Origin of the sequence: Paucidesulfovibrio gracilis DSM 16080 (assembly GCF_900167125.1) — a bacterium.
GTDB classification, from domain to species: domain Bacteria; phylum Desulfobacterota; class Desulfovibrionia; order Desulfovibrionales; family Desulfovibrionaceae; genus Paucidesulfovibrio; species Paucidesulfovibrio gracilis.
The window spans coordinates 32,707-57,620 of the sequence record NZ_FUYC01000005.1 but is presented as its reverse complement, the minus strand read 5'-3'; the positions used below and the strand labels follow the sequence as shown (position 1 = coordinate 57,620).

Sequence of the window (24,914 nt, the reverse complement as noted above, 5' to 3'; positions counted from 1 at the left end):
GCGCAATGCGCCGCCTCCATTGGAACACACCATGCCGGATCGCGAACTGTTGCTCACACCGCCCGAACCCGGGGCGCACCGACTGTATGAATTGCTGCACGGCGCTGCCCGAGGATACAAAGTCTTTATGGCGCTGCTTGCCGTGGCCGAAGCCGGACTTTTCGATCAGTCCCGGGAACCTCGCACCGTGGGGCAGTGGGCCGAGCTTCTTGGAAGCCGAACGGAACTGCTCGCTCCGGTGTGCGAACTGTTGGCGGAAAACGGCATTTTGGACCGGGACGGCGACAAGTATGCGCCCGCGCCATGGACCGCGTCCCTGCTGCACGGCGAGGATCCCCTGTGCCAGCGGCCCGTGCTGGAAAACGTGGCCGAAACTTGCGCCCTGTGGAGCCGGTTGCCCAAAGCGTTGGGTCAGGAACCGCTCGATCCCTGGCGGGAAGGGTTGTTCGGGGGGTGGTTCCTCCCGGCCCTGGCCGCGGAATCCCTGGTGGGCGAGGCCCAGCGCAGCGCAAAGCTGGTGGCCGCAATTCCCGGGTTCGACCAGGTTCGCAATATGGTGGACCTTGGCGGGGGCCATGCCCTGTACTCCCTGGCCCTGTGCGCCCGTTGTCCGGGGCTGCACGCCGAGGTCATGGACCTGGAGAGCGCCCGCGAACATGCGGAATCCTGGATTGACCGGCTGGGTCCGGCCTGTGCCGACGGTTCCGGGGTACGGTTCACCCCGGCGAATATTTTTGCCGATTCCCTGGGCCAGGACCGGGACGCGGTTCTGCTGTTCTATAATCCGGGCGGGAAAAATCCCGAACTGCTGGAACGCATTTACGCCTGTCTGCGCCCTGGGGGACTGTTCGTGAGCAAACACGCGTTCTATGCCCGGGACGAGGGATCCAAGGACGCGCTTTCGGACGTGGAATGGAACATGACCGCGTTTCCTGGCGTGCGCAAGGGACCGCATGTGTACAGTTTTGCCGGGGATCTCTGCCAGGAGGACTATTTTGATCTGCTGGGGCAGCGTTTTGAAATTCTGGCCGAGTACGGACCCGAGGACTTTGCCTCGCCCGATCTGGGCAAATTCGGGGATCGCCTCGATTCCCGGCTGGTGGTCTGCCGCAAACCTTTGGAGCAACAGGCATGAGTCGTAGTATCTTCCGTTTTCTCACGTTGACGCTCGGCGTCCTGCTCCTTTCAGCCTGGACACCCTCCCAGGCCATGGCCGGGGAACGGCCCTGCGCCCTGGCCGGAACCAGTACCGTGGCCGACATCCTTACGGACCTGGGCGGCGACCGGCTCCAGGTGCGCCTGCTCATTCCGGGCGGTTCCTGTCCGGGGCATTACGACCTGCGGCCCGGGGATCTGCGGTTTTTGGGTCAGGCCGACCTGTTGGTTCTGGAATATTTTCAAAAAGATATGCCCAACATGCGTAATTTGGTTCGGGCTGCGGCAAATCCCGAGCTGGAGTTGCTGAACCTGCCGGAAGAGACCTGCGCCCTGTTGCCCAAGGCTCAGGAACGGCTCACCCTGTTTTTGGCGGATCGGCTCGCTTCGCGTTGGCCAGGGGAGGCAACCGCGATTCGCGGCGCTGCCGACCGGCGCATTGAACGGATTCGGGCTGTGGGTGATCGGGAGCAGCGTCGCCTGGCCGCGCTGGGCCTGCATCCAGGAAAAGCCGCTGCCGATGCTCCGGCCGTGCTCTGTTCCGCCCTGCAGGAGCCGCTGGCGGACTGGGCTGGATTGCGTGTGGTCGGAACCTATGGCCGACCCGAGGATTTGACCCCGGAATGTTTTGAACGCCTGTTGAATCTGGGCCGGGAACACCGGGTCCGGGCCGTGTTGGACAACATTCAAAGCGGTCCTGGAGCCGGGCGGGGGCTGGCCGAATCCCTGGGCGCGGGCCGGGCCGACCTGAGTTCATTTCCGGGCGGCGTTCCTGGCGAGGATCAATGGGAAGCCGTGTTCACGGGCAATATCGACCGGATGATCCGGGCATTGCAACACAACGGCGAATAGAATCATGCTGGTCCGTCAAGCGGGCCGGACACCACACACGGGAGTGGCCATGCGGCATGTGCAGCCAGGCGGCGGAAGCGTTGCCGAAGTAGGGGAGGATTCCCCGGTTTTGATTTTGGAGGACGTGGCTGCCGCCTACGGGCGACATGTGGCCATGCGTGGGGTGAGCCTCCGTCTGCGGCGTGGTGAATTTCTCGGTGTGATTGGTCCGAACGGCGCGGGTAAGACCACCCTTCTGACCGTGCTGAACGGACTTGGCCGCATTGTGGCCGGGCGGGTCGAGGTGCTCGGAATTCCCGTGACCGGGCGCACGGCCCGCCATTTGCGCCGCCGCATCGGGTACGTGGCCCAGTTGCAGGAATTTGACCCGCTTCTGCCCATGACCGTGACCGAGAGCGTGCTCACGGGATGCTACGGACGGCTTGGGCTGCTGCGGCGTGTACCGGCTTCGGAGCGGCGCAAGGCCGAGGAATTTATGCAGTTGGTGGGGCTTTCGGGTTTGGAGCATCGTCCCCTCGGCCATCTTTCGGGCGGGGAACGGCAACGGGCCGCCATTGCCCGCGCCCTGCTCCAGCGGCCGGAGATCCTGCTGCTCGACGAACCCACGGCCTCCCTGGACTGGCAGGCCCAGCGGGGCATTCTCGAATTGATCCGTACCGTGCACGAGCGGTTCGGTCTCACCAGCCTGATCGTCACCCATGATCTGAACACCCTGCCCGACGTGTGCACGCGCATCGCCAGCATGAAGGACGGGCGGCTCGTGCGTGTGGATACGCCCCGGGCCATGGCGGACCCGGAAATGCTCAGTGAGCTGTACGGAACACGTATCCGCGTGATCGAGGACGGCGGCCGCACGCACCTGGTGTACTGAGCCGGATCAAACAGGGAGGACGGGCATGGACTGGGGATTTTTGAGTTACGGATTTATGCAGAAGGCATATCTGGCCGGGCTGCTGGGCGGCGCTTCCTGCGCGGTCACCGGAGTGCTGGTGGTCACCATGCGTATTACGGCCATCGGTACATGCATGGCCCACGCCGCGTTTGCCGGCGCCTTGCTGGGCATTCTGCTCGGCGTGGACTGGCTGCCCCTGGCCTTTGGCTTCAGCATTGCCGCGGCCGGACTGATCGGTCCATTGTCCGACCGTGCGGATTTTGCCCCGGAAACCGTGGTGGGCATCGTGTTTTCCGCCATGCTCGGGCTGGCTTTTTTGTTCCTCGGGCTGATGACCGGGGCGCGCACCAGCGCCCTGAACCTTTTTTGGGGCAGCATCCTTACGGTGGAACGGATGGATCTGGCGCTCATGGGCGTGGTCTGTGGCCTGCTGCTGACAGGGCTGGTGCTGTTTTTCAAGGAGGTCCGGGCTGTGCTCTGCCATCGGAGCGCGGCGTTGGCCGTGGGCATTCCCGCCACAGCGGTCTATTACGTCATGCTGATCTGCACGGGCCTGACCGTGACCGCTTCGCTCCGCAGCATCGGCGGGCTGTTGATCTACAGTCTGGTCATCAATCCGGCGGCGGCCGCCTATCAGCTCTCCTACGATCTTAAACGCATCTTTGTGCTGGCCGCGCTGTTCGGGGTGGCCTCCTGCTGGATCGGGCTGACCTGTTCCTATTGGCTGGACGTGCCGTCCGGCGCGGTCATCGTGCTGGTCTCCACGGTGCTGTTCATTCTGGCCACGCTGTTTTCTCCGAAAAAACGTTCGTTGTCCCGCCGGGAACGACTGGAAATCGGATATTCCGGGCGGATCGGCGCGCCCGCGCAAGAGAAGTGAGGAACCCGTGTACGAAAGCAAGATCAAGTTTTTTGATGCTCAGGCCAGGGCGCCGTGGGCGGACGCTCCCTACGGGGAGGACGAGGAAGGCAAGCTGGAGCGGCTGCTTGCGTTGTTGCCGCCGGGCCGGGGGCATGACCTCCTGGAGCCGGGATGCGGCACCGGGCGGCTGACCGAACGGCTGGCCCAAACCGTTGGACCAAAGGGGTCGGTCACGGCGCTGGACATCAGCCCGCGTATGGTGGAATCGGCCCGAACCCGGCTGACGGGGATGGACAACGCGGAGGTGCTGGTCGCGGACCTGGAGCGTTGCGTGTTGCCGAAGCGGGCCTACGATGCCGTTGTCTGCCATCAGGTTTTTCCGCATTTCAATGATCCGGCCCGGGCGCTGGAGCGCATCAGCAAACTGCTCAAGCCGCGCGGACGGGTCATCGTTTCCCACTTCATCGGCCGCGACGAGGTCAACGATGTCCACCGCAAGGCCGGGACTGCCGTTGAAAACGACCTCTTGCCCGACGCCGAGGGCATGCACGCCATGTTCGAGACCGTGGGGTTCTCCATCGCCGTATTGGAGGATCTGCCGGGGCTGTACCTGCTTTCCGCGTCCCGCGCCTGACAGGTTGGGCGCGGCTTCGGGAGGACGCCCCATGGACAAAAAGGCCGTGTTGTGCGTATGCACGGAAGCATGACTGACGCGGAACTTGAACGTTGTGTGGGATGCGGCTCCCGCGAGAACCTCGGCCTGGGCGTGTATTATTACGGCAAACAGCTTTCCGTGCAGGAACGCATGGAAGGTTCCTGTTGCCGCACAAAACAGACCACCACCGCTTATGAAATCGTAGGACGCGGAAGCGATCCGGTGTGCCCCCGGTGCGTTGCATTGCGCCGGTTGCGGCATGCCGCGTGGATTGTTCCCGTGCTTGCCATGGGCGGGTTTGCACTGGCGTTTCCGCAGTGGATTCCCCCGCACGGACCGCTTCGGCTGGCTTTTTTCGGCACCATGGCCCTGCTGCTGTTCCCGGCCTGGATATGGGGCCGCCGCGCCGTGTATCCGGCGGACCTGCTGCGGGATGAAGTTGCCGCGGCCCGCGCCCGTAAGCGCATGCGTGGCAAGGCCGAGTATGAACGCGAAAATCGGGGCGTGATCCAGGGGGGACTCGGCACGGACCGGGAATGGAGCTGCTCCACACCCATGCGCGACTATGTGTTTTTCACGCGTGCGCAGTACCGCCGCATGGGGGGCGCGGACCGTCCCTCCAAAAAATGACGGACGAATCCCCCAGGCCGCTTGGGGGATGCGGAAAGGAACTTCGCGCCGGGAGGTGCGCGTCTTTCCTGTTCACAACCTCGCGAGGGCGCATACGCCATGAACGAGAACATGACCATCCGCACCTTGCTTGTGGATGATGAACCTCCAGCCCGGGACGAACTGGCATATCTGCTTGCCAGCTTTCCGGATTTGGAACTTTCCGAGGCGCCCAATGCCTCTGGTGCGTTGCGGGCCATCCGTGAGGACGCGCCGGATTTGGTTTTCCTGGATATTCAAATGCCCGGACGGGACGGGTTCTACGTGCTCCGGGAATCGTTGCGTATGCCTCGACCGCCGCTATTCGTGTTCGTCACTGCCTACAATGCGTACGCGGTACGGGCGTTTGAGGAAAACGCGGTGGACTATCTGCTCAAGCCCGTGACCCTGGACCGGCTGCACAAAAGCGTGGAGCGGGTGCGTGGCCTGTTGCGCGGGCGGGCGGATGCGGCTCCTCCACAGCAGCCCGGTGTGGCGGGGCTGGCCCGGACCACGATTCCGGGCGGACTGGTGCGGCTCACCGTGGAGACCGGCGGGCGGATCCAGCTGGTGGACGCGTCCGAGGTGACCCATTGCGAACGGCATGACAAGCGTATTCTGGTGCATACCGGCCGGGACAGCTATCCCTGCCACGGTCCCACCACCTTGGATGAGCTGGAGGATCGGCTGCACGGCCTGTCCTTTTTCCGTGCCAATCGAGGCACCGTGGTCAACCTTGAGCGGGTGCGCGAATTTTCCCCCTGGACCGCGGGCAAATATTGTCTGGTGCTGGACGACGATGCCGGGACCGAGGTGACCCTCAGTCGGGGACGTGTCCGGGACTTCAAGCAACGTCTGGGCATTCTCTGATTCTTTGGCCGGAGTCGTGGCAACGTGACCTATCACATCCTCAATCTGCTGCTGACCCTGATCGAGCGATTCGGCGCCATGCTGGCCATGGGCCTGTTCGTGCTGTCGCTTACGCCCGTGGGCAGGCTGGGGGTCATTCGCAAGCCCGAGCCGCGGTACCGATTGCTGCTGGCCCTGATCTTCGGCTGTTTCGGCATCCTTGGCACGTATGGCGGGGACGTGGTGTTCGAGTCCTACGCCAACCTGCGCGGGGTCTCGGTGATCACGGCCGGACTGCTGGGCGGACCCAGCGTGGGCTTCGGGGCCGGGCTGATTGCCGGGGGACACCGTTACCTTATCGATCCGGGCGGATTCAGCTCTCTTCCCTGCGGATTGGCCACGTTTTTGGAGGGCTGTTTTGCCGGTTGGGTACACCGCCGCTTGCGCGGCAACAGCCTGAACTGGCGCGTGGCTCTTTGGGTCGGACTGGTGGGGGAGACCGTGCACCAGCTCATGGTCCTGACCATGGCCAAACCTTTTGAACAGGCGTTGGAACTGGTCAAGGTCATCACCATTCCCATGATCACGGTGAATACCTTCGGGGCCGTGCTTTTCGTGCAATCTCTGCACATGCTTTTCGAGTACCGCAGCCGCCGGGATTCCAGCCGCATTCATCAGATTCTGGACATCGCCAACAAGACCGTGGGGCATCTGCGCTCCGGCCTGAACCGGGATTCGGCCCGGGCCACGGCATCCATTATCTGGGAACGGGTACCCGTGGCCGCCGTGGACATCGCGGACACCACCAAGGTGCTGGCCCATATCGGGGCGGGCGACGATCATCATGAAATCGGCAAGGGATTGCGAACCCAGGCCACACGCAAGGTCTTGCGTACCGGGGTTCCCATGTTCCTGCGCAACCGGGAGGCCATCGGCTGCGACGTACCCCATTGTCCACTCAGTTCCGCAGTGATCGTACCCATGCGCAAGGGCGGGCGCATTGTGGGCGCGCTCAAACTTTACGGCACCGAGGACGTGCGCCTGGACGAGGTGCATTTCGAATTGGCCAAGGGGCTGGCCGATCTGTTTTCCACCCAGCTGGAGCTGGAGGATATTCAGATCAAGAATCAGCTATTGGCCCGGGCCGAGATTCGGCGGCTTCAGGCCCAGATCAACCCCCATTTTTTGTTCAACGCCCTGAACACCATTGGCTCATTTTGCCGCACCAAGCCGGAGCGCGCCCGTTCGCTGCTGTCGGAGCTGGCATTGTTTATGCGCCGCAACCTGGCCTCGGACGGCAGCTTTGCCCCACTTGAATCCGAGCTGGAACAGGTGCGCTCCTATCTGGAGATCGAAAAGGCCCGATTCGGCGAGCGTATTCAAAGCGAAGTGCGCGTGCAGCCCGGGCTGGAGGACTGCATCATTCCTGCGCTGATCATTCAGCCCCTGGTGGAAAACGGGGTCAAGCACGGTATTCTGGGCCGGGAGCAGGGCGGTGTGGTGCGTTTGGACATCACTGGAGAGAACGGGTTGGTGCGCGTGCAGGTGGAGGACGACGGCGTGGGCATGACCGGGGCGCATGTGCGTTCCCTGCTGGAAGGCGAGGGCGAATACGCCGGGGACGACCATATCGGTGTGCGCAACTGCAAGAACCGTCTGGAGCAGATGTTCGGGCCGGAGCATTCCCTGCGCATCGACAGTCTGCCCGGCCGGGGAACCACGGTAAGCTTTACGGTGCCGCGCCGGTCCGTAAACTGAGTGCGGCCTCCCGGCTTGTTCGCCAGCACCGGCGTGTTCTCCGATTCAGATCTATCCGGTCCGTGCCCGGGCTGGACAATTCCACAGAAATATGGGTTAGTATATTTGAAACACATACTCTTTTGAAGCGAAGGGCGGAGCATGGAGTCAGGGGCCATAGGAAGCAGGCGAAAGACGGGGCTGTTGCGTTCGCCGCGGCGGAAGGCTGCTGTGGCGGCCCTGGTGGTGGCGGCCCTGGTGGGGACGTTGCTGCATGGTTTGGAGCAGCGTTATCGCGGATATCTTTTGGAACAGAATCGCGCCGAGGTCCGGGAGCAGCTCGACCGTTACAGCATTGCCCTGGCCAATGCCGTGAACCGCCGTCTTTCCCTGTTGCAGGGGCTTAAGGTCTTCACTGAAACCGCGGTACAGCGGGGTGAGGCCATGCGGATCCTTGAAGAATCCTTTAATCTTTTTGCCTCGGGGCTGCACTCCTCTGCCTCGGGAGTCCGGAATTTCATTGTGGCGCCCGGTGGGGTGAACACGTTTGTCTACCCGCTGGAGCGCAACCGCAAGGCCGTGGGCCACAACCTCCTTGAGGACAAGCGCCCCCAGGTGCGAAAGGATGTGCGGCGGGCCATGGAAACCGGGCATGTGGCGTTGAGCGGTCCGTATGAACTGCGTCAGGGCGGACTGGGGCTTGTGGCCCGTATTGCCGTGTTTGATGGTGCGACATTCTGGGGGCTGGCCACCATGGTGGTGGATGTGCCGCCCGTGTTTCGGGAAGCAGGCATTGCCTCGGACATGGATCAGATGCATCTGGCCCTTGTGGATGTGGGGGGCAACGTCTTTTACGGGCGGCCCGAGGTGCTGGAGTCGGACCCGGAAACCGTGGACGTGCTGCTTCCCGAAGGAGTCTGGCACCTGGCCATGGTTCCGAAGGACGGCTGGCGTTCACTGATTTCACTCTCCATTCGTGCTTTTCGGACACTTGCCGTGCTCGTGTTGTTCCTCAGCGGGGTTGTGGCGTACCTGCTGGCCTATCGGCAGAGCACGCTGCAACGCGATGTGGGGCGGCGGACCGAGGAACTGGGCCGCACCGTGGAGCGTCTGCACGCGGAGAATTCCAGACGCCGCAAGGTGGAGCATGCCTTGGAGCGGGCCAAGACCGCAGCGGAACAGGCAAATCAGACCAAGTCGGAATTTCTTGCCCGCATGAGCCATGAAATCCGTACGCCGCTCAACGGGGTCATGGGCATGCAGCAGTTGCTCCAAACCACGGATTTGAATCCGGAGCAGGCCGAATATGTGGACCATGCGCAACGGGCCGCCAAGCGGCTGATGACGCTTTTGAACGATATCCTTGATTTGTCCCGTGTGGAGGCGGGACGGCTGGAGCTGGCGGACCAGGTTTTCCAGCCCCGCGAGGTGTTGCAGCAGGTGGAGCACCTTTTTGCTCCGGCCTGCCGCGAAAAGGGCGTGGCCCTGGTGCTGCGAGCGGACAGGGCGCTTCCGCAATTTTTACGCGGCGATGCCCTGCGCTTGCAGCAAATTTGCAATAATCTGCTCAGCAATGCCGTGAAGTTTACGGACGCCGGGAGCGTGGAAGTGGATGTCGGACGGCTTCCCGGGCCTTCCAGCGACAAGATCCGCATGCTCTTTTGCGTTGCGGACACGGGGCGCGGCATTGAGGAATCAGCCCTGGACACCCTTTTCAATCCTTTTGTGCAGAGCCGTCCAGGTGACGCGGCCGTGGGGCGTGGGGCCGGATTGGGGCTGTCCATTGTGCGGCGTCTTGTGGAGGCCATGGGCGGTGGTGTCAGCGTCACCAGCGAAGTCGGACAGGGAACCTGCTTTTGCTTCAGTCTGCCTGTCTCTTTGGTCCGTGAGGAGGAACGGAAAGAGGCCTCACCGTCGTGAGCCGCGACGGGCGGTTGTTCCCGAACGGATGCACATGCTACGGGATGCGGGATCGCAAGATGCGATAACGGTGCGGCCGCGCCCAGCAGTATTCCACCCTGTTGCACGGCTGCATTTCAAGCTGTCGTATCGACCATTCGTTCCGCAAAAATGCAATTTCTCCACTTCATATTGAATGATGCTCGGGATCATGCATAGATCGTGGGCAACATCCGGACCGGGAGGGGCGGCCAGCCCGCATGGCGGCCGCGGGTCCGGACGCAATGCAAAACCAAAGTGGAGGGACGTGTATGGACGCCTTGTTCATGATGCTGATCGCATTTTTTGGCTATCTGATCATGTACCGGCTCTATGGTCGGTACATTGGGAAAAAGATTTTCGCCCTTTCCGGCGACACCAAAGCCCCGTCCGTGGAATTTGAGGACGGCTACGACTTCGTACCAACGAAAAAAGAAATCATCTTCGGTCACCATTTTACGTCCATCGCGGGTACCGGTCCCATCGTGGGTCCGGCCATCGCGGTCATTTGGGGCTGGCTGCCGGCCATGATCTGGATCTTCTTCGGCAGCATCATCATGGGTGCGGTGCACGACTTCGGCGCGCTGATCCTGTCCATGCGCAACCAGGGCAAGTCCGTATCCGAATTCACGGCCAAGTACATCAGCCCGCGCACCAAGATTTTCTTCTTTGTGGTGGTCTTCCTTGATCTGCTGATCATCACCGCCATCTTCGGTCTGGTCATTGCCGTGATCTTCCACATGTACCCCGCGTCCGTGCTCCCGGTGTGGCTGGAAGTGCCCATCGCCATGGGTCTCGGCTACATGATCTACAAGAAGGGCGTGAACAGCCTGACCTGGTCCATCGGCGCACTGATTCTCATGTACGTCACGGTGGTCATCGGCACCTACGTGCCCATTGACCTGCCCACCATCGGTGGCATGCCCGCCACCGGAACCTGGACCCTGGTGCTGCTGGCCTACGCCTTTATCGCCTCGACCCTGCCCGTGACCCTGCTGCTCCAGCCGCGTGACTTCATCAACTCCCACCAGCTGGTGGTGGCCCTGGCCCTTATGGTCGTGGGCGTGTTTGCGGCTTCGTTCAGCTCCGGCGGTCTGGAAATGGTAGCCCCGGCGGTGCAGGCGCATCCGGACGGCGCTCCGTCCATGATCCCGTTCCTGTTTATCACCATCGCCTGCGGCGCCATCTCCGGCTTCCACTCCCTGGTTTCCTCCGGCACCACCTCCAAGCAGGTGCGTAGTGAAGAGGACTCCCTGTTCGTGGGATACGGCGGCATGCTCACCGAAGCGACCCTCTCCACCCTGGTCATCGTGGCCGTGGCCGCGGGCATCGGCCTGGGCTACACCACCAAGGACGGCGCGGCCCTCACCGGTCTGGCCGCCTGGACCACGCACTACTCCTCCTGGGCCGCGGCCGCTGGTCTCGGTTCCAAGGTGGCGGCCTTTGTGGTCGGCGCTGCCAACATGATCGAAACCATTGGCCTGCCGCATAACGTGGCCCTGGCCATCATGGGCGTGTTCGTGGCTTCCTTCGCCGGAACCACCATGGATACGGCCACCCGCATCGAGCGGTACGCGCTGACCGAGCTGTTCAGCTCCACACCGCTCAGCGGCCTGTTCAACAACAAGTTCTTCTCCACTGCCGTGGCCGTGTTCCTGGCCGGTTGCCTGGCCTTCAGCTCCGGTGCCAACGGCAAGGGCGCTCTGGCGCTGTGGCCCCTGTTCGGTTGCGTGAACCAGATTCTCGCGGCCCTGGTGCTCACCACGGTCACCGTGTACCTGAAGCGGCGCGGCGGCCTGGCCTGGCTCATCTCCGGTCTTCCGGCCCTGTTCCTGGCCTCCATGACCATCTGGGCCATCTTCATCAACCAGGGCATCTACGCGGCCAAGGACAACATGCTGCTGATGACCTTGAACATGCTGGTGCTCGGCGTGTCCATCTGGGTCATCCTTGAGGGATTGGTCCGGTTCTTCAAGACCGATGGCTCTGAAGCCATGCGCGACGCCGGCTAGCGGTCCGTACAACGAAACATCCTGTCCCCGGCCGGGTTTGTCCCGGCCGGGGCTTGAATGAAGGAAAGAGCATGCCCCAGACTGTCGATACCCGAGTGGAGCTTTTGGAACAGCTGCGGGGGAATCTGCTCCGCCATTACTTCGTCTTGCTGGTTCCTGCCGCGGCCCTGGCCCTGCTGGGGTTGGTGCTGCGTTTCTTTCAGGCCCAGCCCGTGGACATGATTCCTTTGGATGTGGCCGGCCCTGCGGTGTTGATCGTTGCCGTGGTCCTGGCGCTGGCTTCTCCCTTGTGGATGCGTGTGCGTTTCGTGGGGCGCGTGGCCGAAGCCCGCAGCGTGGATACGCCGGATTTTCTGGCGTTCGAGAAAAATTTGCTGAACACGGCCCTGCCCGCCACCTGGGTCGCGGCCTTGGGCTACCTGCTTGGGGTGAGCCTGTTTCATTTTGCCGGAGCCACCCTGGCCGCGCTCTATGCGGCCTACTATTATTTCCCGTCGCGGGAGCGCGTCACGCACGAGATGCGCCTGTTCCGCGTGGGGCGGGAGTCCGCATGAACGACCTGTTGCGAAATCTGCTGGACAAGCTCCGCCGGGGCTGGAAGCTGGCCGAGGAGGTCCATCGCCACCAGGCCACGGATCGGCTGGAGTGGGAGACCCGGGAACTGGAAAACATCTTCAGCCTGTTGGTGCTGGGATCCTTTGTGGGCATTCAGGCGCCGCCCATGTATATTTCTTTGGAATTGCTGCCCGAAATGGAAAAAGAATTGACGCTCATGGCGAACCGGGCTTGTACGGCCCAGGATCCGCTGGCGGATTTGTTTTCCATGTTTGACGTGCTCTGACAGGCGGCCCGCGGTGATCATGTCGTGGATCAGGGAGTGAACCGATTATGCAACGCTATTATTTTCATGCTGGAAAGGGAGGGGTGGGCAAATCCACCACATCGTCGCTCACGGCCATGCAGCTGGCCCGGTCCGGACGCGAGGTGCTCCTGGTTTCTCTGGACCCGGCCCACAACCAGTCCGACATTTTCGATATGGAATTCGGGGCCAAGCCCATTGCCGTGGCCGACCGGCTGCGCGTGGCCCAGGCCGACATTGACGATTGGATTCGGGAGTACCTGCGCGGCATTGAGGATCAGGTGCGCCGCACCTACACCTATCACGCGGCCTTCAACCTTGGCGACCGCCTGAATGTGATCAAGCATTCCCCCGGCCTGGAAGAATACGCCTTGCTCCTGGCCTTCAAGCATTACCGCGATAAAAATCCCGGGCCGGACATCATCGTCTACGACATGCCGCCCACGGCCCTGACCATGAAATTTTTCAACCTGCCCGCTCTTTCCCTGGTCTGGCTGGAACAGCTCCTGGCTCTGCGCAAGGAGATCATGGAGAAAAAGAAGATCATCACCAAGATTCACATGGGCGCGTGTGAGATCGAATGTGACAAGATCAGCTCCCGGCTGGACAAACAGCGTGTGTTTTTTACGGAGCTGCGTGATTTGTTCCGCAGCGGGGAGCGTTGCCATATCCACCTGGTGGTCAACCCGGACCGGCTTTCCTTTGCCGAGGCCGGACGCATCTGCACCAGCCTGGACGAGATGGAGATCCCCCTTGCCGGCGTGCTCATGAACAAGGTCACGCCGGAAAGCGTCTGGGACGAAGGGCACGACATCTTCCGCCGCACGACAGTGCATCCCCTGGCCCTCTCCAGCGAGCCGCTCATCGGCCTGGACGTGTTGAACGGGTACCTGGACACCCACCAGGACGACTTCGGCTTTGCCGAGTCCGACAATGGATAGCGCAGGCGCGACCGGGAGCCTGCTTTCCCAGGGGGTGTCTTTGTCGGGCCGTTGTCCGGGATCGTTTCTGCGCATGTCCGTTTCTCCTTGGAAGGCGCTGCGGACGTCCGCTCTTTCGCTTTTGTCCGCAACCTGATAGAGCAATCAAGGAAGTGTATGGGCCGCATCCTCGCGGCGGCCCGAACTCACGGAGCGGACATGGCAATAGGAAAGGGACGGCCCGGAAGATTCTGGGGACTGATGTGCGTCGTATTGATGCTGCTGCCGGGTGTGGCACAGGGTCAGGACGATTTCCCCCTGCGTCCGTTTTATCCCGCCGTGTCCGTGGTGGATTCCGAAACCCTGCTGAAAATATATCCCCGCGCCGTGATCGTGGATGTGCGTTCCGAGTTTGAATACGAGGTGGCGCGCATCAACAAAGCCGTGAACGCGCCCATCGCCCATGGCCGTCCCCTGGCCGTGGTGGAACGCATCCGCGCCCGCGACGCATCCTCGCCATTGGTGTTCTATTGCAATGATCCGGCCTGCTCCCGGGCCTTTCGGGTGGCTCAGGAGGCCGTGAACCAAGGCTGGGAAAACGTCTACGTCTATGACGCGGGCGTGTTCGCCTGGATCGCGGCCGCACCGGACAAGGCCACGCTTATGGGCAATTCCCCGGCCAGCCTGGAGCGGGTTATTTCTCCGGCCCTGTATCGTCGCCATTTGCTTGCCTATGACGAATTTGAGCGGCTTTCCTACGAGCCGGGCGCGCTGGTGGTGGATATTCGGGACATCTACCACCGGGAGCGGGAACCGCGCCTGCGCGACGTGCGCAACATCCCCATGGAGTCGTTGCTGCAGGCCGTGACCAACCGGGTCTGGGTGGAGCGGCGACTGCTTATTTTCGATGCGGACGGCGGCCAGACCCGTTGGCTGCAATATTTCCTGCAAGCCAATGGATATACGGATTATTATTTCCTGGACGGCGGAGTGGAATCCCTGGGCCGCAGCGCCAAGACCCGCCTTGTGGATGTGGGGACGTCGTCCGTGTCCTTTAGCCAGCACAATATGTTGCGGTTGTTGAAGGATCGACAAATTCAGGAGTTGGACCGGCGGTTGTTGCTGTATGTGGCGGCGCGGTTGCGTTTCGACAATTACGCCCTGCTGGTGCGTTCCGAGACCATGATCCGGCTGGGTGTGGACGAGGGGGCGTTGTTCGAGGCCTCGGATCGGCTGGCACGAAGCGGCTGGCTGCTCTATACCCGGGTGAACGGTTCCCTGGTCTACCGTGTGAATCCCCGGCTGGCCTGGCGGGGCGAGATGGAAGGCAAGGTCTGGATGTCGCGGGTGCATGAATTTGAAAAGGCCGTGGGGAGGTAAGGGAATGCAAGGCAGACCGCACGGCACCGCGTCTGTTTGGATGGTCCCGGCCTGGCTGCTGATTCTGACGGCGGCTGTTTGCCTGTCGTATGTTCCTGCCCGGGCCGGGCAAAAGCGGCTTGAACGGGTTTCCCTGATGCTGCAATGGTCGCCGCAGGCCCAATTCGCCGGTTTTTACATGGCCGAGAAGAAGGGCATGTACGAACAACGCGGGCTGGACATGCGCCTGATTCCCGGCGGGCCGGACCGGGTGGCCTCGGACTGGCTGGATTCCCGGGACACGGATTTTTGTACCATGTTTCTTTCCACGGCGTTGGAACGCTGGGATTCGGGCATGCCTCTGGTCAACGTGGGCCAGTTCGTGCGGCATTCGGCCCTGATGCTGGTGGCGCGCCGGGGCCAGGGCATCCGCACCGCAGCGGACCTGCACGGCCGCAAGGTTTCCATGTGGGCCAACGAATTTCAAATCCAGCCCCGCGCCCTGTTTCGCAGCTTGGGCGTGCGCCCTGAGATCGTGCCGCTGGGGTCGTCCATGGACCTGTTTTTGCGCGGTGCGGTCCATGCCACCACGGTCATGTGGTATAATGAATACCATACCCTGCTTTCCGCTGGATTGCGGGAGGAGGAACTGCAACCCATCTTTTTCCGGGATACCGAGTATGATTTTCCCGAGGATGGCGTCTACTGCCTGCGCTCCACAGCAGAGCAGCGTCCCGAGGTGGCGCTCGCCGTGGTGGACGCCACGCGGGAAGGCTGGGAATACGCCTTTGCCCACGAAGAGGAAACCCTTGACGTTATCGTGGAACACATGCGGGAGGCCGGATTGCCTGTCACGCGGGTGCATCAGCGCTGGATGCTGCGGCGTATGCGCGATGTGATCCTCCCGAAGGGCGAGACCCGGGTGGACCCGTCGCTCAATCCCGCAACGTTCCGCCGGGTGGCCGGGCAGCTCCTGGAAGCCGGGGTGATCCGGCGTTTGCCGCAGTATGAGCATTTTTACAAGGGACCGGACCATGCCCGCTAAACGTCTGGATCATCACAGTCTGGCCGTCCGGCTGGCCATGATCGTATTGGGAGTCTGCGCGTTGCTTTTTGGCGCGGCCCTGGCCTACAACTACATGGCTTCGCGTGCGATCATCGTGGAGCAGGCCGAGGAAAACAGCCGGACCCTCGGGCGCGAGGTGGCTAACCACATTGCGGCCCAGTTGCGGCCAGTGGAGCAGGTGGTGCGCAACATCGCCCTGGCTCTGGAGGACGCCTCCCTCACCAGCGGAGAGGTCACGTCCCTGGCCCAGCGCGTGGTGCAGAGCAATGATGACATCTTTGCCATGGCCATTGCGTTCGAGCCGTTCGGGATGGATCAGGACCGCCTCTTTTTTGCGCCCTATTGCCACCGCACCGACAACGGGGTCCGGGTCACCGAGCTTGGCGGGCCGGATTATCGGTATTTTTACAAGGATTGGTATCAGCTCCCGCGGGAATTGAACGGTCCGGTCTGGACCGAGCCGTACTTTGACAGCGGGGGCGGCGGCGTAATGATGACCACCTATGCCGCGCCGTTTTACCGTCTGCATCACGGTCAGCGTCGTTTTGCCGGGGTGGTCACCGCAGACATCCCCTTGTCCTGGATGCAGCGCATGGCCCGGGGAACCAAGCTCTATGACACGGGGTACACCTTTCTCATTTCGCGCAACGGCACGTTTATCCACCATCCGCTGAAGGCTTTGATGCTCAACCACACCATTTTTTCCCTGGCTGAGGAGCGGGGAGACACGGAATTGTGGAACGTGGGGCGGGACATGACCGAAGGCGGTACCGCGTTTCTGGAGCGGGTCAGCGTCAAGGGCGGGGTGGAGAGTTTTTTGTTTTATACGCCCCTGCATGTGGGCGGCTGGTCCCTGGGCATGCTTTTCCCCAGGGATGAGGTATTGCAGAAGGCCACCACGCTTTCGCGCAATCTTTTGCTCATGGGGGCACTGGGCTTTCTGCTGCTGGCAGGGGCCGTGCTCTGGGCGGCAGGAGGAGTCACCCGGCCCTTGCGCCGGCTTTCCGCTGCGGCCCGGGAAATAGCGGGGGGCAATCTGGATGCGGCGGTGCCGCCTCCGGCACGGCGCGACGAGGTGGGCGAACTGGCCGAGGCCTTTGACCACATGCGCGGAAGCCTGCGCCAGCATATGCGGGAATTGCGGGAAACCACGGCGCAAAAAGAACGTATCGAGTCTGAGCTGCGCATTGCCCGTGACATCCAGATGGGCATTTTGCCCAAGCTGTTTCCGGCATTTCCCGAACATGAGGAATTCGACGTATTCGCTTCCATTGAACCGGCCAAGGCCGTGGGCGGCGACCTGTACGATTTCTTTTTCATCGACGACCGGCATTTTTGTTTTTTGGTGGGCGATGTTTCGGACAAGGGCGTGCCTGCGGCCTTTTTTATGGCCGTGACCAAGACCCTGCTCAAGGCGGTGGCTCCCCGAAGCGGCGGACCGGCGGATATTTTGGAAAAGGTCAATAACGATCTGGCCGAGGAAAACGATTCCTGCATGTTCGTGACCCTGTTTCTCGGCATTTTGGACATTGATACGGGCGAGGTGCGCTACGCCAATGCAGGCCACAATCCGCCCATGCTGCTTCGGGATCGGCGGGCGCGTCTGGTGCCGCCGATGAACGAGCCTATGGCCGGAGCCATGCCCGGCATGACCTACACCGAACGAAGCATGACCCTGCGGGCCGGGGATGTGTTGTTCCTCTACACCGACGGAGTCACCGAAGCCATGGACCATGACCAGGGGCTGTTCAGTGAGGAGCGGCTTCGCGAACTGCTCGCTTCCATGGAGGATACCGGTGTGCAGCGCGTGGTGGCTGAAGTGGACCTGGCCATCAAGCATTTTACGGGAGGCGCCAGCCAGTCCGACGACATCACCATGCTGGCATTGCAGTATAAGGGGTCCGGGCGCTGATGCGTCTGGTCCGGGCATGCCCGGCAGGACAGTACCCGGTGAACCCGCTTCTCCCGTATTCGGGCGGGGGGAGCATGCCCCAGGCAACAACAACGGATGGCGCGGCCTTCCGTTGAACAAGGAGCGAAACAAATGGAGTGGACGACCGGAACCGTTGGAGAATATGTGTTGCTGGCCGTGAGCGGACGGATGGACGCGGTCACGGCCGGGGATTTTGAAAAAGCCTGCACCGAGATCATGGACCAGGGCAAGACCCATGTGGTGGCCGACCTTTCCGGCGTGGAATACATCAGCTCGGCCGGGTTGCGGAGCATTCTTTCCTCGGCCAAGAAGTTGCGCGGCGTGAACGGGGAGATTCGTTTTTGCGGACTCAACGGCATGGTGCGCGACGTGTTTACGGTTTCAGGCTTTGCCGCCATGTTCAAGCTGTTTGATTCCGCCCAGGAAGCGGCGCAGGACTAACGCGCATGGCGGACGCGTTGCGCCTTGAGGCGAAGCTGGACAACCTGGAACCCCTGCTGGATTTCGCGGCCGGGCAGTTCGAACGGCTGGGCGCCCCCGGCGAATTGGGCGGGCGTCTGCGGCTCGTGCTTGAAGAACTGCTGGTGAACGTGTGCCATTATGCCTACGCCGTGCCGCAGGCTCCCGGCGCACCGCACGAGGGGCTGGTGGAAGTGACGTGTCTGCGTGAGCCGGGGACCGACGGAAAACAACGGTTTTGCGTATGCGTTCGGGATTGGGGCGTTCCTTTTGATCCATTGCAGCGCGAGGCTCCGGACGTGGCTCTGGGAGTGGAAGAACGGCCCGTTGGGGGGCTGGGAATTCTCCTGGCTGTGGAAATGGCCGATCATCTCCAGTATGCGCGGCAGCAGGGAGCCAATGTGCTCACGGCCTGCTTTGACCTCTAGGCGCGTCATGACCAATCACCCGGAATCGCCTGTAAACGCTGGAAAAGAATTGGACGGCATTGGGGTGTCCGGCATTGACGTGGTGCGTTTTCCCACGTTCCGGGAGTGCCTGCCGTTGCTGGAGTCCGTTTGTTCCGCCGGGTCCGGCCATGCACCGTTGCTGCGGCTGATGCGTCCTTCCGGCGACCGGTCACGGCCGGAACCGCAATGGCTTGTGGCCATGTTGCAGGGCAGGCCGTGCGGCGTTGTGACGTGGACCGTGGATGCCAACAACGTGGCGGAGTGCTGTGGTCCTTTGTGTCCGGGGCTTGATCGCAACATGGTCCAGGATTGCGGGGAGCTGCTGCTTCAGGCGCTTACGAGCGAACTGCGTTCCCTTGGCGTGGGACTGGCCCGAACCCATCCGGCCGGTCCCGAAGTGGAATTTGCTCTGCTGCAACGGCTGGCTGTGTTGCCCTGGCAGTCGCCGCACCAAGGGCGCACCGAGCGCACGATCCGCTATTGGCGGCCTTGCCTTGATCCATTGCCGGAAGCGTGGTGCCATCCGGTGCTGGAACATTTCATGGAGCATTTTTTGGAGCAGACCGGGTGGCGGTGCGATCTGAACATGGTTGTCCCTGGTTCCCGGGAAGACGCGGCCGAGCCGGACGACCTGCGGGATTGGCCGAACCCGGCGGATTCTGCCGTGGGCTGGGGCTGCATTGCGGAACAGGAAATAGGCCGGGTCACGGTTTTGTCGGGCCTCTCCGGGGAGCCGGGGACCGGGATGCGGGAAGCGGTCCGCTCCGGTCTGGATGCAAACCTTCCCAATGTTTTTGTGCGGCTCCCACTGGACTGCGCGGCGCACGCGAACCAACTGCCCTGGCTGGTGGGCCTTGGATTCCAACCGCGCTATCTGGAGCCTGGCCAGGTTGTCAGCTGTATATTGCAGTATGAGGATTTGTTGTTCTGACGAATCTTTCCTCCCTTATTTCTTGACGAAAGACATTTCAAATTGACCTTTGTCCGGTTCACGGGCTATTCTTGAGATATAGATACCCTGCTATACACCTGGAAGTGGAATGGCGAACGGAACCTACCGACGCATTTCCTCCGCAGACCTGCTCATGGCAGTGGCTGGCGGAGCCGAAGAACTGTCCCATGCCGATGGCTGGCCAGACGGGGTGAACACCCTGCTTGCCGGCCTGGGGAAGGTCACGGGGGTGAGTCGGGTGTGGATTTTTCAGAAAATCGAACTTACCGACGAATACGTGCTCCAGGATTATGTCTTTGAGTGGGCAGCGGCACCGCGCCATGTGCAGATCGGCATGCCCATGTTCAGCATGTTCCGCAGTTTTCGGGACAATCCCGAGTACGAAACCCTGGTGCAAAGCCGATTGCGCGGCGAAGTTCAGGCCGTAATGGTGAATCAGCTCCCCGAGGGAACCTGGCTGCACGGCAATTTGGCCCGGCAAAAAATCCTATCCATGCTTACCCTGCCCATCATGGTGGACGGCGAGTGGTGGGGGGTTTTGGGGTTCGACGACTGCGAGCGGGAATACTCCTGGTCCGAAACGGAAATGGCGCTCTTGCGCACTGCTGCGGGGCTGATCGCCGGGGCCATTGCCCGAAACAGGCTCAGTGCGCGTGTGCGGCAGTTTCATATCCTGCAAGGATTGACGGACAGCGCCACCTGGGCCTTGGATTGGCGGCGCGGACGGCTGTGGTTTGCGGGCAATCTGGCGGGCCGATGGGACATCCCCGAGGAGGGACGTTATTTTTCCATGCTCGGGGCGTTGCGCATGGTGCATCCGCAGGATCGCCGCGGGTTGCTTCAGGAGTTGCGCTTTGGTTTGGGGAACGGGGCCACGCGGTTGCGGCGCGATGTGCGCGTGCGCGCCAAGGATGGCAGCTTCATATGGGTGGAGCTTATCGGCGAACTGACCCTGGACGGGGAAGGTCGCCCGGTGGAGTTGTCCGGCATTGCCGTGGACATCCGGCACCGCAAGCGCACCGAACACAAGTTGCAACGGGAAGCCGTGACGGACGCCCTCACCGGCGCGGCCAATCGACGTACCTTCATGCGGGAGATTCAGGATCTTTTTGATCAGGCCATGACCTCGAATGATCCTCTGTCCCTTCTCTTGATGGACCTGGATCATTTCAAGGGCATAAACGACACCTGGGGGCATCAGGTGGGCGACGCCATGCTGCACCAATTTGCGACATTTTGTCGGGAAAGCCTGCGGGAGGGGGATGTTCTTGCGCGCATCGGCGGCGAGGAATTCGCCGTACTCCTGCCCGGCACGGATTCCGCCAGCGCCGCAGCTGTGGGGGAGCGCATCCGTGAGGCCGTGGGCCATGCGCCGGTGCAACATGGTGACCAGAATATCCCCATGACCGTGAGCCTGGGGGCGGCCACGGTTCCCGAATCCCTGCCCGGTTCGCCGCTCATTAAGAATGCTTCGGAATTGTTCGTCTGGGCGGATAAGGCGCTCTACGCGGCCAAGCGTCAGGGCCGTAACCGGCTGGTGCGCGCCACTATGGATTTGAAAGAGGATTGATCAGCGGTGATTTTGTTTCCCGGTTTTCCCGGGAGAATCCCCTCTTTTTTCGGGAAGGCTTGCGCATACTCTGATTCCCGGTATGCTGTACGCTCTTGAAAGACTATCCGGTATATTGGGGGGAATCCGCATGAAACGCCACATCCTGTTTTTGACCATCGCTTTTTTGTTGACGATGACTACCACGACATTGGCAGTGCCGTTCAATATTACCTATACAGCTGACAACAGTCTGAGGAATTTTTCCTACTCCGTGGACGGCGGCGTGCTGCAAAGCGTGCCCGGCTTCGTGGATGAAGGGAGTTCCGGAGACTGGACCACGCCGCAGAGCCTGAGTTTTGATATGGCCGTGGGATCGACCTACCAGTTCGTCTGGCAGGTGGACAATACCGGGGCCGTGGGCGCCGATGACAACCCCATGGCGTTCCTGGCGGAAATTTCCAATGCCTGGGGAACCGTTGAAACCTCCTCGATTTGGGAAGTGGCCAACAACAATGGCGGCACACCCGGCACCTGGGGGGCGGCCACGGAATACGCCCTGAACAGCGGCGCATGGCTCACCGGCGAATCCGGAAATAGCATCTGGTTCAAAGGAAACGGCAATAGCGGCGTTGCGGGGATTTCCGACTCGGCCCGCTGGATCGGGCTGGACGAGTATCCCGGTCCCACAGGACAGGAGAGCATGTTCGTGCGCTTGAGCCTGACCACACCCACGCCGTTGCCTGCGGCGGTGTGGATGTTTGGCGCGGGGCTGGCAGGGCTGCTCGGCATGGGCCGGTGGCGTCGCCGTTCCTGAGGATTGTTGTTTGTACGGAAGTATGAAAGGCGGAGCCTCCGGGTTCCGCCTTTTGCGTTGTCCGAACCGGGGGAACGCGCCGTCAGGATTCGCCCTGGTCAGCCCTGTTCAGCCCTGATCAGCCCTGATCTGCGCGGCGAGCCAATGCCTCGGCATCCAGAATGCGGATGCGTCCTTCCGTGACTCGGATCATTCCTTCCCGGTCCAAGCGGCGAAGCGCTCGGGAAAGCGTTTCCGGCGTGGCACCGACGATCTTGGCCAACTCGCGGTGGGTCATGCCCAGGCGGACTTCGTCGTTTTCCACGGGCAAGTGGCGCAGATACGCGGCCACGCGTTGGGGAATTTCGCGTAGAGCCAGGGATTCCACCAACTCCAGGGCCGCACGGAGCCGACCGGAAAGCAACCGCACCATGTTGCGCAGGAGCACGGGATGCGCTTCGGCCGCTTCATCAAAGGCCTTGCGCTGGAGAATCAAAATCCGCCCCTGGCTCAGGGCCACGGCGTCGGCCAGAAACGCGCCCGTGTCAAACACGCCGCAAAGACAAAAGGGTTCCCCCGGTCCAAAAACATAGATGGTCTGTTCTTTCCCTTCCAGGGAGCTGCGGGAGAGCTTGATCTGCCCCTCCAGCACGGCGAAAAACGCGTCCACCTCCTGGCCGCGTTCGGCAATGCGTTCCCCTGCGGCGACATGTCGGACCTGGCCCTTGGCAACCAATTCTCTGCGTCGGTTTTCGGGCAGTCCCTGAAAGATTCCCAAACTGGTGAGCGGTTCGTTGTGCGGCATGACGAATTGTTTCCCGAGCGTTGACGCATGTCAATGCCTCGGGCGCTTGATTCGGGCATTCTACACCGAACATCCCAACCCCGGAGGGACAATTATGTGGAAAACTCTTGCCGCTATTACGCGGAATCTTACTTTGGCCATTCCGGCCTTGTTGATCTTGGGTTTTTTGTACGGGCTGATGGTGAATGCGGCCCCGCTCAAGGCACTCATTGCGCCGTTTACCTTTCTCATGGTGTTCCCCATGATGGTCACCCTGGACGCCCGGCGGGTGTTTGAGGGCGGCGATATCAAGGCCCAGACCCTGGCGCAGGCCGTGAACTTCGGGATCATTCCCCTGCTGGCGTTCGGCCTGGGGATGTTTTTCTTTCATGATGCGCCCGCCATGGCCTTGGGGCTGCTTCTGGCCGGTCTGGTGCCTACCAGCGGCATGACCATTTCCTGGACAGGGCTTGCGCGGGGCAACGTGGCCGCTGCCGTGAAGATGACCGTGCTCGGCCTGACCCTGGGATCCCTACTCACGCCGCTGTACGTGAAGTCGTTTTTGGGAGCCGCTCTGGAAGTGAATATGATGGCCGTGGCCACGCAGATCGGCTTGATTGTATTTTTGCCTCTGGTGGCGGGGCAGGCTGTGCGGCATTGGATGATCCGGCGCTATGGCCGGGAGTGCTTTCGCAAGAAGATCGCCCCCAAGTTCCCGGTGCTCTCCACGTTGGGCGTGCTCGGCATTGTGTTCATCGCCATGGCGCTCAAGGCCCGGGCCATTGCCGCGGCCCCGGAAATGCTGCCCGCCATTTTGGTGCCGTTGGTGCTGCTCTATGCCGTGAACTTTCTGCTCAGTACGCTGCTGGCCAAGACGCTGCTGCCCCGCGGCGACGGCATCGCCCTGGTTTACGGCACCGTGATGCGCAACCTTTCCATTGCCCTGGCCATTGCCATCAATGCGTTTGGCGAGCAGGGATCCGGAGCAGCCCTGGTCATCGCCCTGGCCTACGTGGTACAAGTACAGGCGGCAGCCTGGTATGTCCGCTTTACGGCCCACATCTACGGACCGGCCCCTGCATGACAACGGGCTGAAGCACGTTGCCGCCCGTTGAGAAGGGGTGGTTGTTTCACTGCGAAAATGACGAATTGCCGGGTAGTTTGAATACGTTTTGGCCTTGAGTGCTCTTACCCGCGCTGTCCTGCGTTTTTTTAAGGATACGCTGCGGTTTCGAGTCGCTTACGTCACACAAGCCCAACGGAGGAAAGCATGTCGACCTTGCATTTGGAATGTCCGTTTTGCGGTCAGGCCATGGACGTGGATCACGACGGAAGCTATGCGCCCCGGTATGCCCGATGCGCATCCTGCAACGAACGGTTCATCTATGAACCACTGCGCGACGGGGTGCGCACTCTGCGCCCGTCCGAGGCCGACAGTTGCAGCGACCCGGAACAGCGGGAGCTGGAGACCGGCGGATCCTGCGAAGATTGATTGTTCGCTACAAGCCCGACGGGCTGTACAAAGCAGGCAAATGGGGTACACTGATTCAGTGACCCCATTATCTTTTTTGCAACAATGAGAAGGAGAATAAATCATGCAAGAACGGCAAGGCCTCGTGACCATTGACGGAAATCCCTTGACCCTGGTGGGTCCGGAACTGCGTCCCGGCGACGCCGCACCGGGCTTCACGCTGCTGGATACCGACATGAACCCTAAAACATTGGAAGATTACCGGGGCCGTCCCCTGATTATCTCCAGTGTGCCGTCCCTGGATACACCGGTATGCGACATGGAAACACGTCGGTTCAATCGCGAAGCCGCCTCCCTGGGCGACGGCGTGCGCGTGCTTACCGTGAGCATGGACCTGCCCTTTGCGCAAAGTCGCTGGTGCGGGGCTGCGGGCGTGGACAATGTGGTCACGCTTTCGGACCACAAGGACGCTTCGTTTGGTGAAAATTGGGGCGTGCTGCTTCGGGAGCTGCGGCTGCTGGCCCGGTGCGTGTTCGTGGTGGACGCCGATGCCGTGATCCGTTTTGTGCATCTGGTCCCCGAGGTGACGGACGAACCGGACTACGATGCGGTGCTGGCCGCTGTCAGGGACGTGGTTTAGCTGGATTTTGCTGTTGGGAACGTGAACGAAAAACGCCCGCGTGGTCTGACCGCGCGGGCGTTGTGTCATGTTGGAGG

Annotated in this window: 25 protein-coding genes; 24 read left to right on the top strand and 1 reads right to left on the bottom strand. The window is 61.7% G+C overall.

Annotated features, from left to right (window positions below; all coding sequences use genetic code 11):
* Positions 1-31: 31 nt before the first annotated feature.
* From B5D49_RS07465 to B5D49_RS07365, 21 genes are all read left to right on the top strand, one after another.
* Complete coding sequence (locus B5D49_RS07465) at positions 32-1,135, top strand: methyltransferase (protein WP_078717062.1); 1,104 nt, start codon at positions 32-34, stop codon at positions 1,133-1,135.
* A complete protein-coding gene (locus tag B5D49_RS07460) occupies positions 1,132-2,007 on the top strand; it encodes a metal ABC transporter solute-binding protein, Zn/Mn family (protein ID WP_078717061.1) in 876 nt (291 codons plus the stop codon). The genes B5D49_RS07465 and B5D49_RS07460 overlap by 4 nt, the downstream gene beginning before the upstream one ends.
* 49 nt (positions 2,008-2,056) lie before the next feature.
* Positions 2,057-2,878, top strand: a complete 822-nt coding sequence (locus B5D49_RS07455; RefSeq protein WP_078717060.1) for a metal ABC transporter ATP-binding protein — start codon at positions 2,057-2,059, stop codon at positions 2,876-2,878.
* 25 nt (positions 2,879-2,903) lie between these two features.
* Entirely contained in the window at positions 2,904-3,779 is an 876-nt protein-coding gene (locus B5D49_RS07450) for a metal ABC transporter permease (protein WP_078717059.1), read from the top strand.
* 7 nt (positions 3,780-3,786) lie between these two features.
* Positions 3,787-4,395, top strand: a complete 609-nt coding sequence (locus B5D49_RS07445) for a class I SAM-dependent methyltransferase (protein ID WP_159447161.1) — start codon at positions 3,787-3,789, stop codon at positions 4,393-4,395.
* Between the two features lie 69 nt (positions 4,396-4,464).
* Positions 4,465-5,046 carry a hypothetical protein gene (locus B5D49_RS07440; protein ID WP_078717057.1) on the top strand — a complete coding sequence of 194 codons (582 nt, stop codon included), beginning with the start codon at positions 4,465-4,467 and terminating at the stop codon, positions 5,044-5,046.
* A gap of 99 nt (positions 5,047-5,145) precedes the next feature.
* Positions 5,146-5,934 (top strand): LytR/AlgR family response regulator transcription factor, encoded by a 789-nt coding sequence (locus tag B5D49_RS07435; RefSeq protein WP_234990656.1) that lies wholly within the window; start codon positions 5,146-5,148, stop codon positions 5,932-5,934.
* A 24-nt stretch (positions 5,935-5,958) separates the two neighbouring features.
* Positions 5,959-7,671, top strand: coding sequence for a LytS/YhcK type 5TM receptor domain-containing protein (locus B5D49_RS07430; protein ID WP_327083012.1), 1,713 nt, complete (start codon positions 5,959-5,961; stop codon positions 7,669-7,671).
* A 183-nt stretch (positions 7,672-7,854) separates the two neighbouring features.
* Positions 7,855-9,570 (top strand): ATP-binding protein, encoded by a 1,716-nt coding sequence (locus B5D49_RS07425; protein WP_159447160.1) that lies wholly within the window; start codon positions 7,855-7,857, stop codon positions 9,568-9,570.
* 290 nt (positions 9,571-9,860) lie between these two features.
* A complete protein-coding gene (locus B5D49_RS07420) occupies positions 9,861-11,600 on the top strand; it encodes a carbon starvation CstA family protein (RefSeq protein WP_078717055.1) in 1,740 nt (579 codons plus the stop codon).
* A gap of 71 nt (positions 11,601-11,671) precedes the next feature.
* Positions 11,672-12,154, top strand: a complete 483-nt coding sequence (locus B5D49_RS07415; RefSeq protein ID WP_078717054.1) for a hypothetical protein — start codon at positions 11,672-11,674, stop codon at positions 12,152-12,154.
* Entirely contained in the window at positions 12,151-12,441 is a 291-nt protein-coding gene (locus tag B5D49_RS07410) for a hypothetical protein (RefSeq protein WP_078717053.1), read from the top strand. The genes B5D49_RS07415 and B5D49_RS07410 overlap by 4 nt, the downstream gene beginning before the upstream one ends.
* A gap of 47 nt (positions 12,442-12,488) precedes the next feature.
* Entirely contained in the window at positions 12,489-13,400 is a 912-nt protein-coding gene (locus tag B5D49_RS07405) for an ArsA family ATPase (RefSeq protein ID WP_078717052.1), read from the top strand.
* Between the two features lie 198 nt (positions 13,401-13,598).
* On the top strand, positions 13,599-14,759 hold the full coding sequence (locus tag B5D49_RS07400; protein WP_159447159.1) for a rhodanese-like domain-containing protein: 1,161 nt from the start codon (positions 13,599-13,601) through the stop codon (positions 14,757-14,759).
* 4 nt (positions 14,760-14,763) lie between these two features.
* A complete protein-coding gene (locus B5D49_RS07395) occupies positions 14,764-15,783 on the top strand; it encodes an ABC transporter substrate-binding protein (protein WP_159447158.1) in 1,020 nt (339 codons plus the stop codon).
* Positions 15,773-17,716 (top strand): SpoIIE family protein phosphatase, encoded by a 1,944-nt coding sequence (locus B5D49_RS07390; protein WP_078717049.1) that lies wholly within the window; start codon positions 15,773-15,775, stop codon positions 17,714-17,716. The genes B5D49_RS07395 and B5D49_RS07390 overlap by 11 nt, the downstream gene beginning before the upstream one ends.
* A 132-nt stretch (positions 17,717-17,848) precedes the next feature.
* Positions 17,849-18,178 carry an STAS domain-containing protein gene (locus B5D49_RS07385; RefSeq protein ID WP_078717048.1) on the top strand — a complete coding sequence of 110 codons (330 nt, stop codon included), beginning with the start codon at positions 17,849-17,851 and terminating at the stop codon, positions 18,176-18,178.
* 5 nt (positions 18,179-18,183) lie between these two features.
* Entirely contained in the window at positions 18,184-18,624 is a 441-nt protein-coding gene (locus B5D49_RS07380) for an ATP-binding protein (protein WP_078717047.1), read from the top strand.
* A gap of 7 nt (positions 18,625-18,631) precedes the next feature.
* Positions 18,632-19,576, top strand: coding sequence for a hypothetical protein (locus B5D49_RS07375; protein ID WP_078717046.1), 945 nt, complete (start codon positions 18,632-18,634; stop codon positions 19,574-19,576).
* A gap of 109 nt (positions 19,577-19,685) precedes the next feature.
* Positions 19,686-21,167, top strand: a complete 1,482-nt coding sequence (locus B5D49_RS07370; protein WP_078717045.1) for a sensor domain-containing diguanylate cyclase — start codon at positions 19,686-19,688, stop codon at positions 21,165-21,167.
* Positions 21,168-21,297: 130 nt separating this feature from the next.
* Entirely contained in the window at positions 21,298-21,963 is a 666-nt protein-coding gene (locus B5D49_RS07365) for a VPLPA-CTERM sorting domain-containing protein (RefSeq protein WP_078717044.1), read from the top strand.
* 118 nt (positions 21,964-22,081) lie between these two features.
* Here the strand turns inward: B5D49_RS07365 and B5D49_RS07360 are convergent, their stop codons facing one another.
* Positions 22,082-22,747, bottom strand: coding sequence for a Crp/Fnr family transcriptional regulator (locus tag B5D49_RS07360; protein ID WP_078717043.1), 666 nt, complete (start codon positions 22,745-22,747; stop codon positions 22,082-22,084).
* Positions 22,748-22,841: 94 nt separating this feature from the next.
* On the opposite strand from B5D49_RS07360, the gene B5D49_RS07355 reads away from it, so the two are divergent.
* The 3 genes from B5D49_RS07355 (at position 22,842) to tpx (ending at position 24,837) form a co-directional block, all read left to right on the top strand.
* A complete protein-coding gene (locus B5D49_RS07355; protein ID WP_078717042.1) occupies positions 22,842-23,810 on the top strand; it encodes an arsenic resistance protein in 969 nt (322 codons plus the stop codon).
* 186 nt (positions 23,811-23,996) lie between these two features.
* Complete coding sequence (locus B5D49_RS07350; RefSeq protein WP_078717041.1) at positions 23,997-24,218, top strand: hypothetical protein; 222 nt, start codon at positions 23,997-23,999, stop codon at positions 24,216-24,218.
* A 103-nt stretch (positions 24,219-24,321) separates the two neighbouring features.
* Positions 24,322-24,837 carry a thiol peroxidase gene (gene tpx / locus B5D49_RS07345; RefSeq protein ID WP_078717040.1) on the top strand — a complete coding sequence of 172 codons (516 nt, stop codon included), beginning with the start codon at positions 24,322-24,324 and terminating at the stop codon, positions 24,835-24,837.
* Positions 24,838-24,914 lie beyond the last annotated feature (77 nt).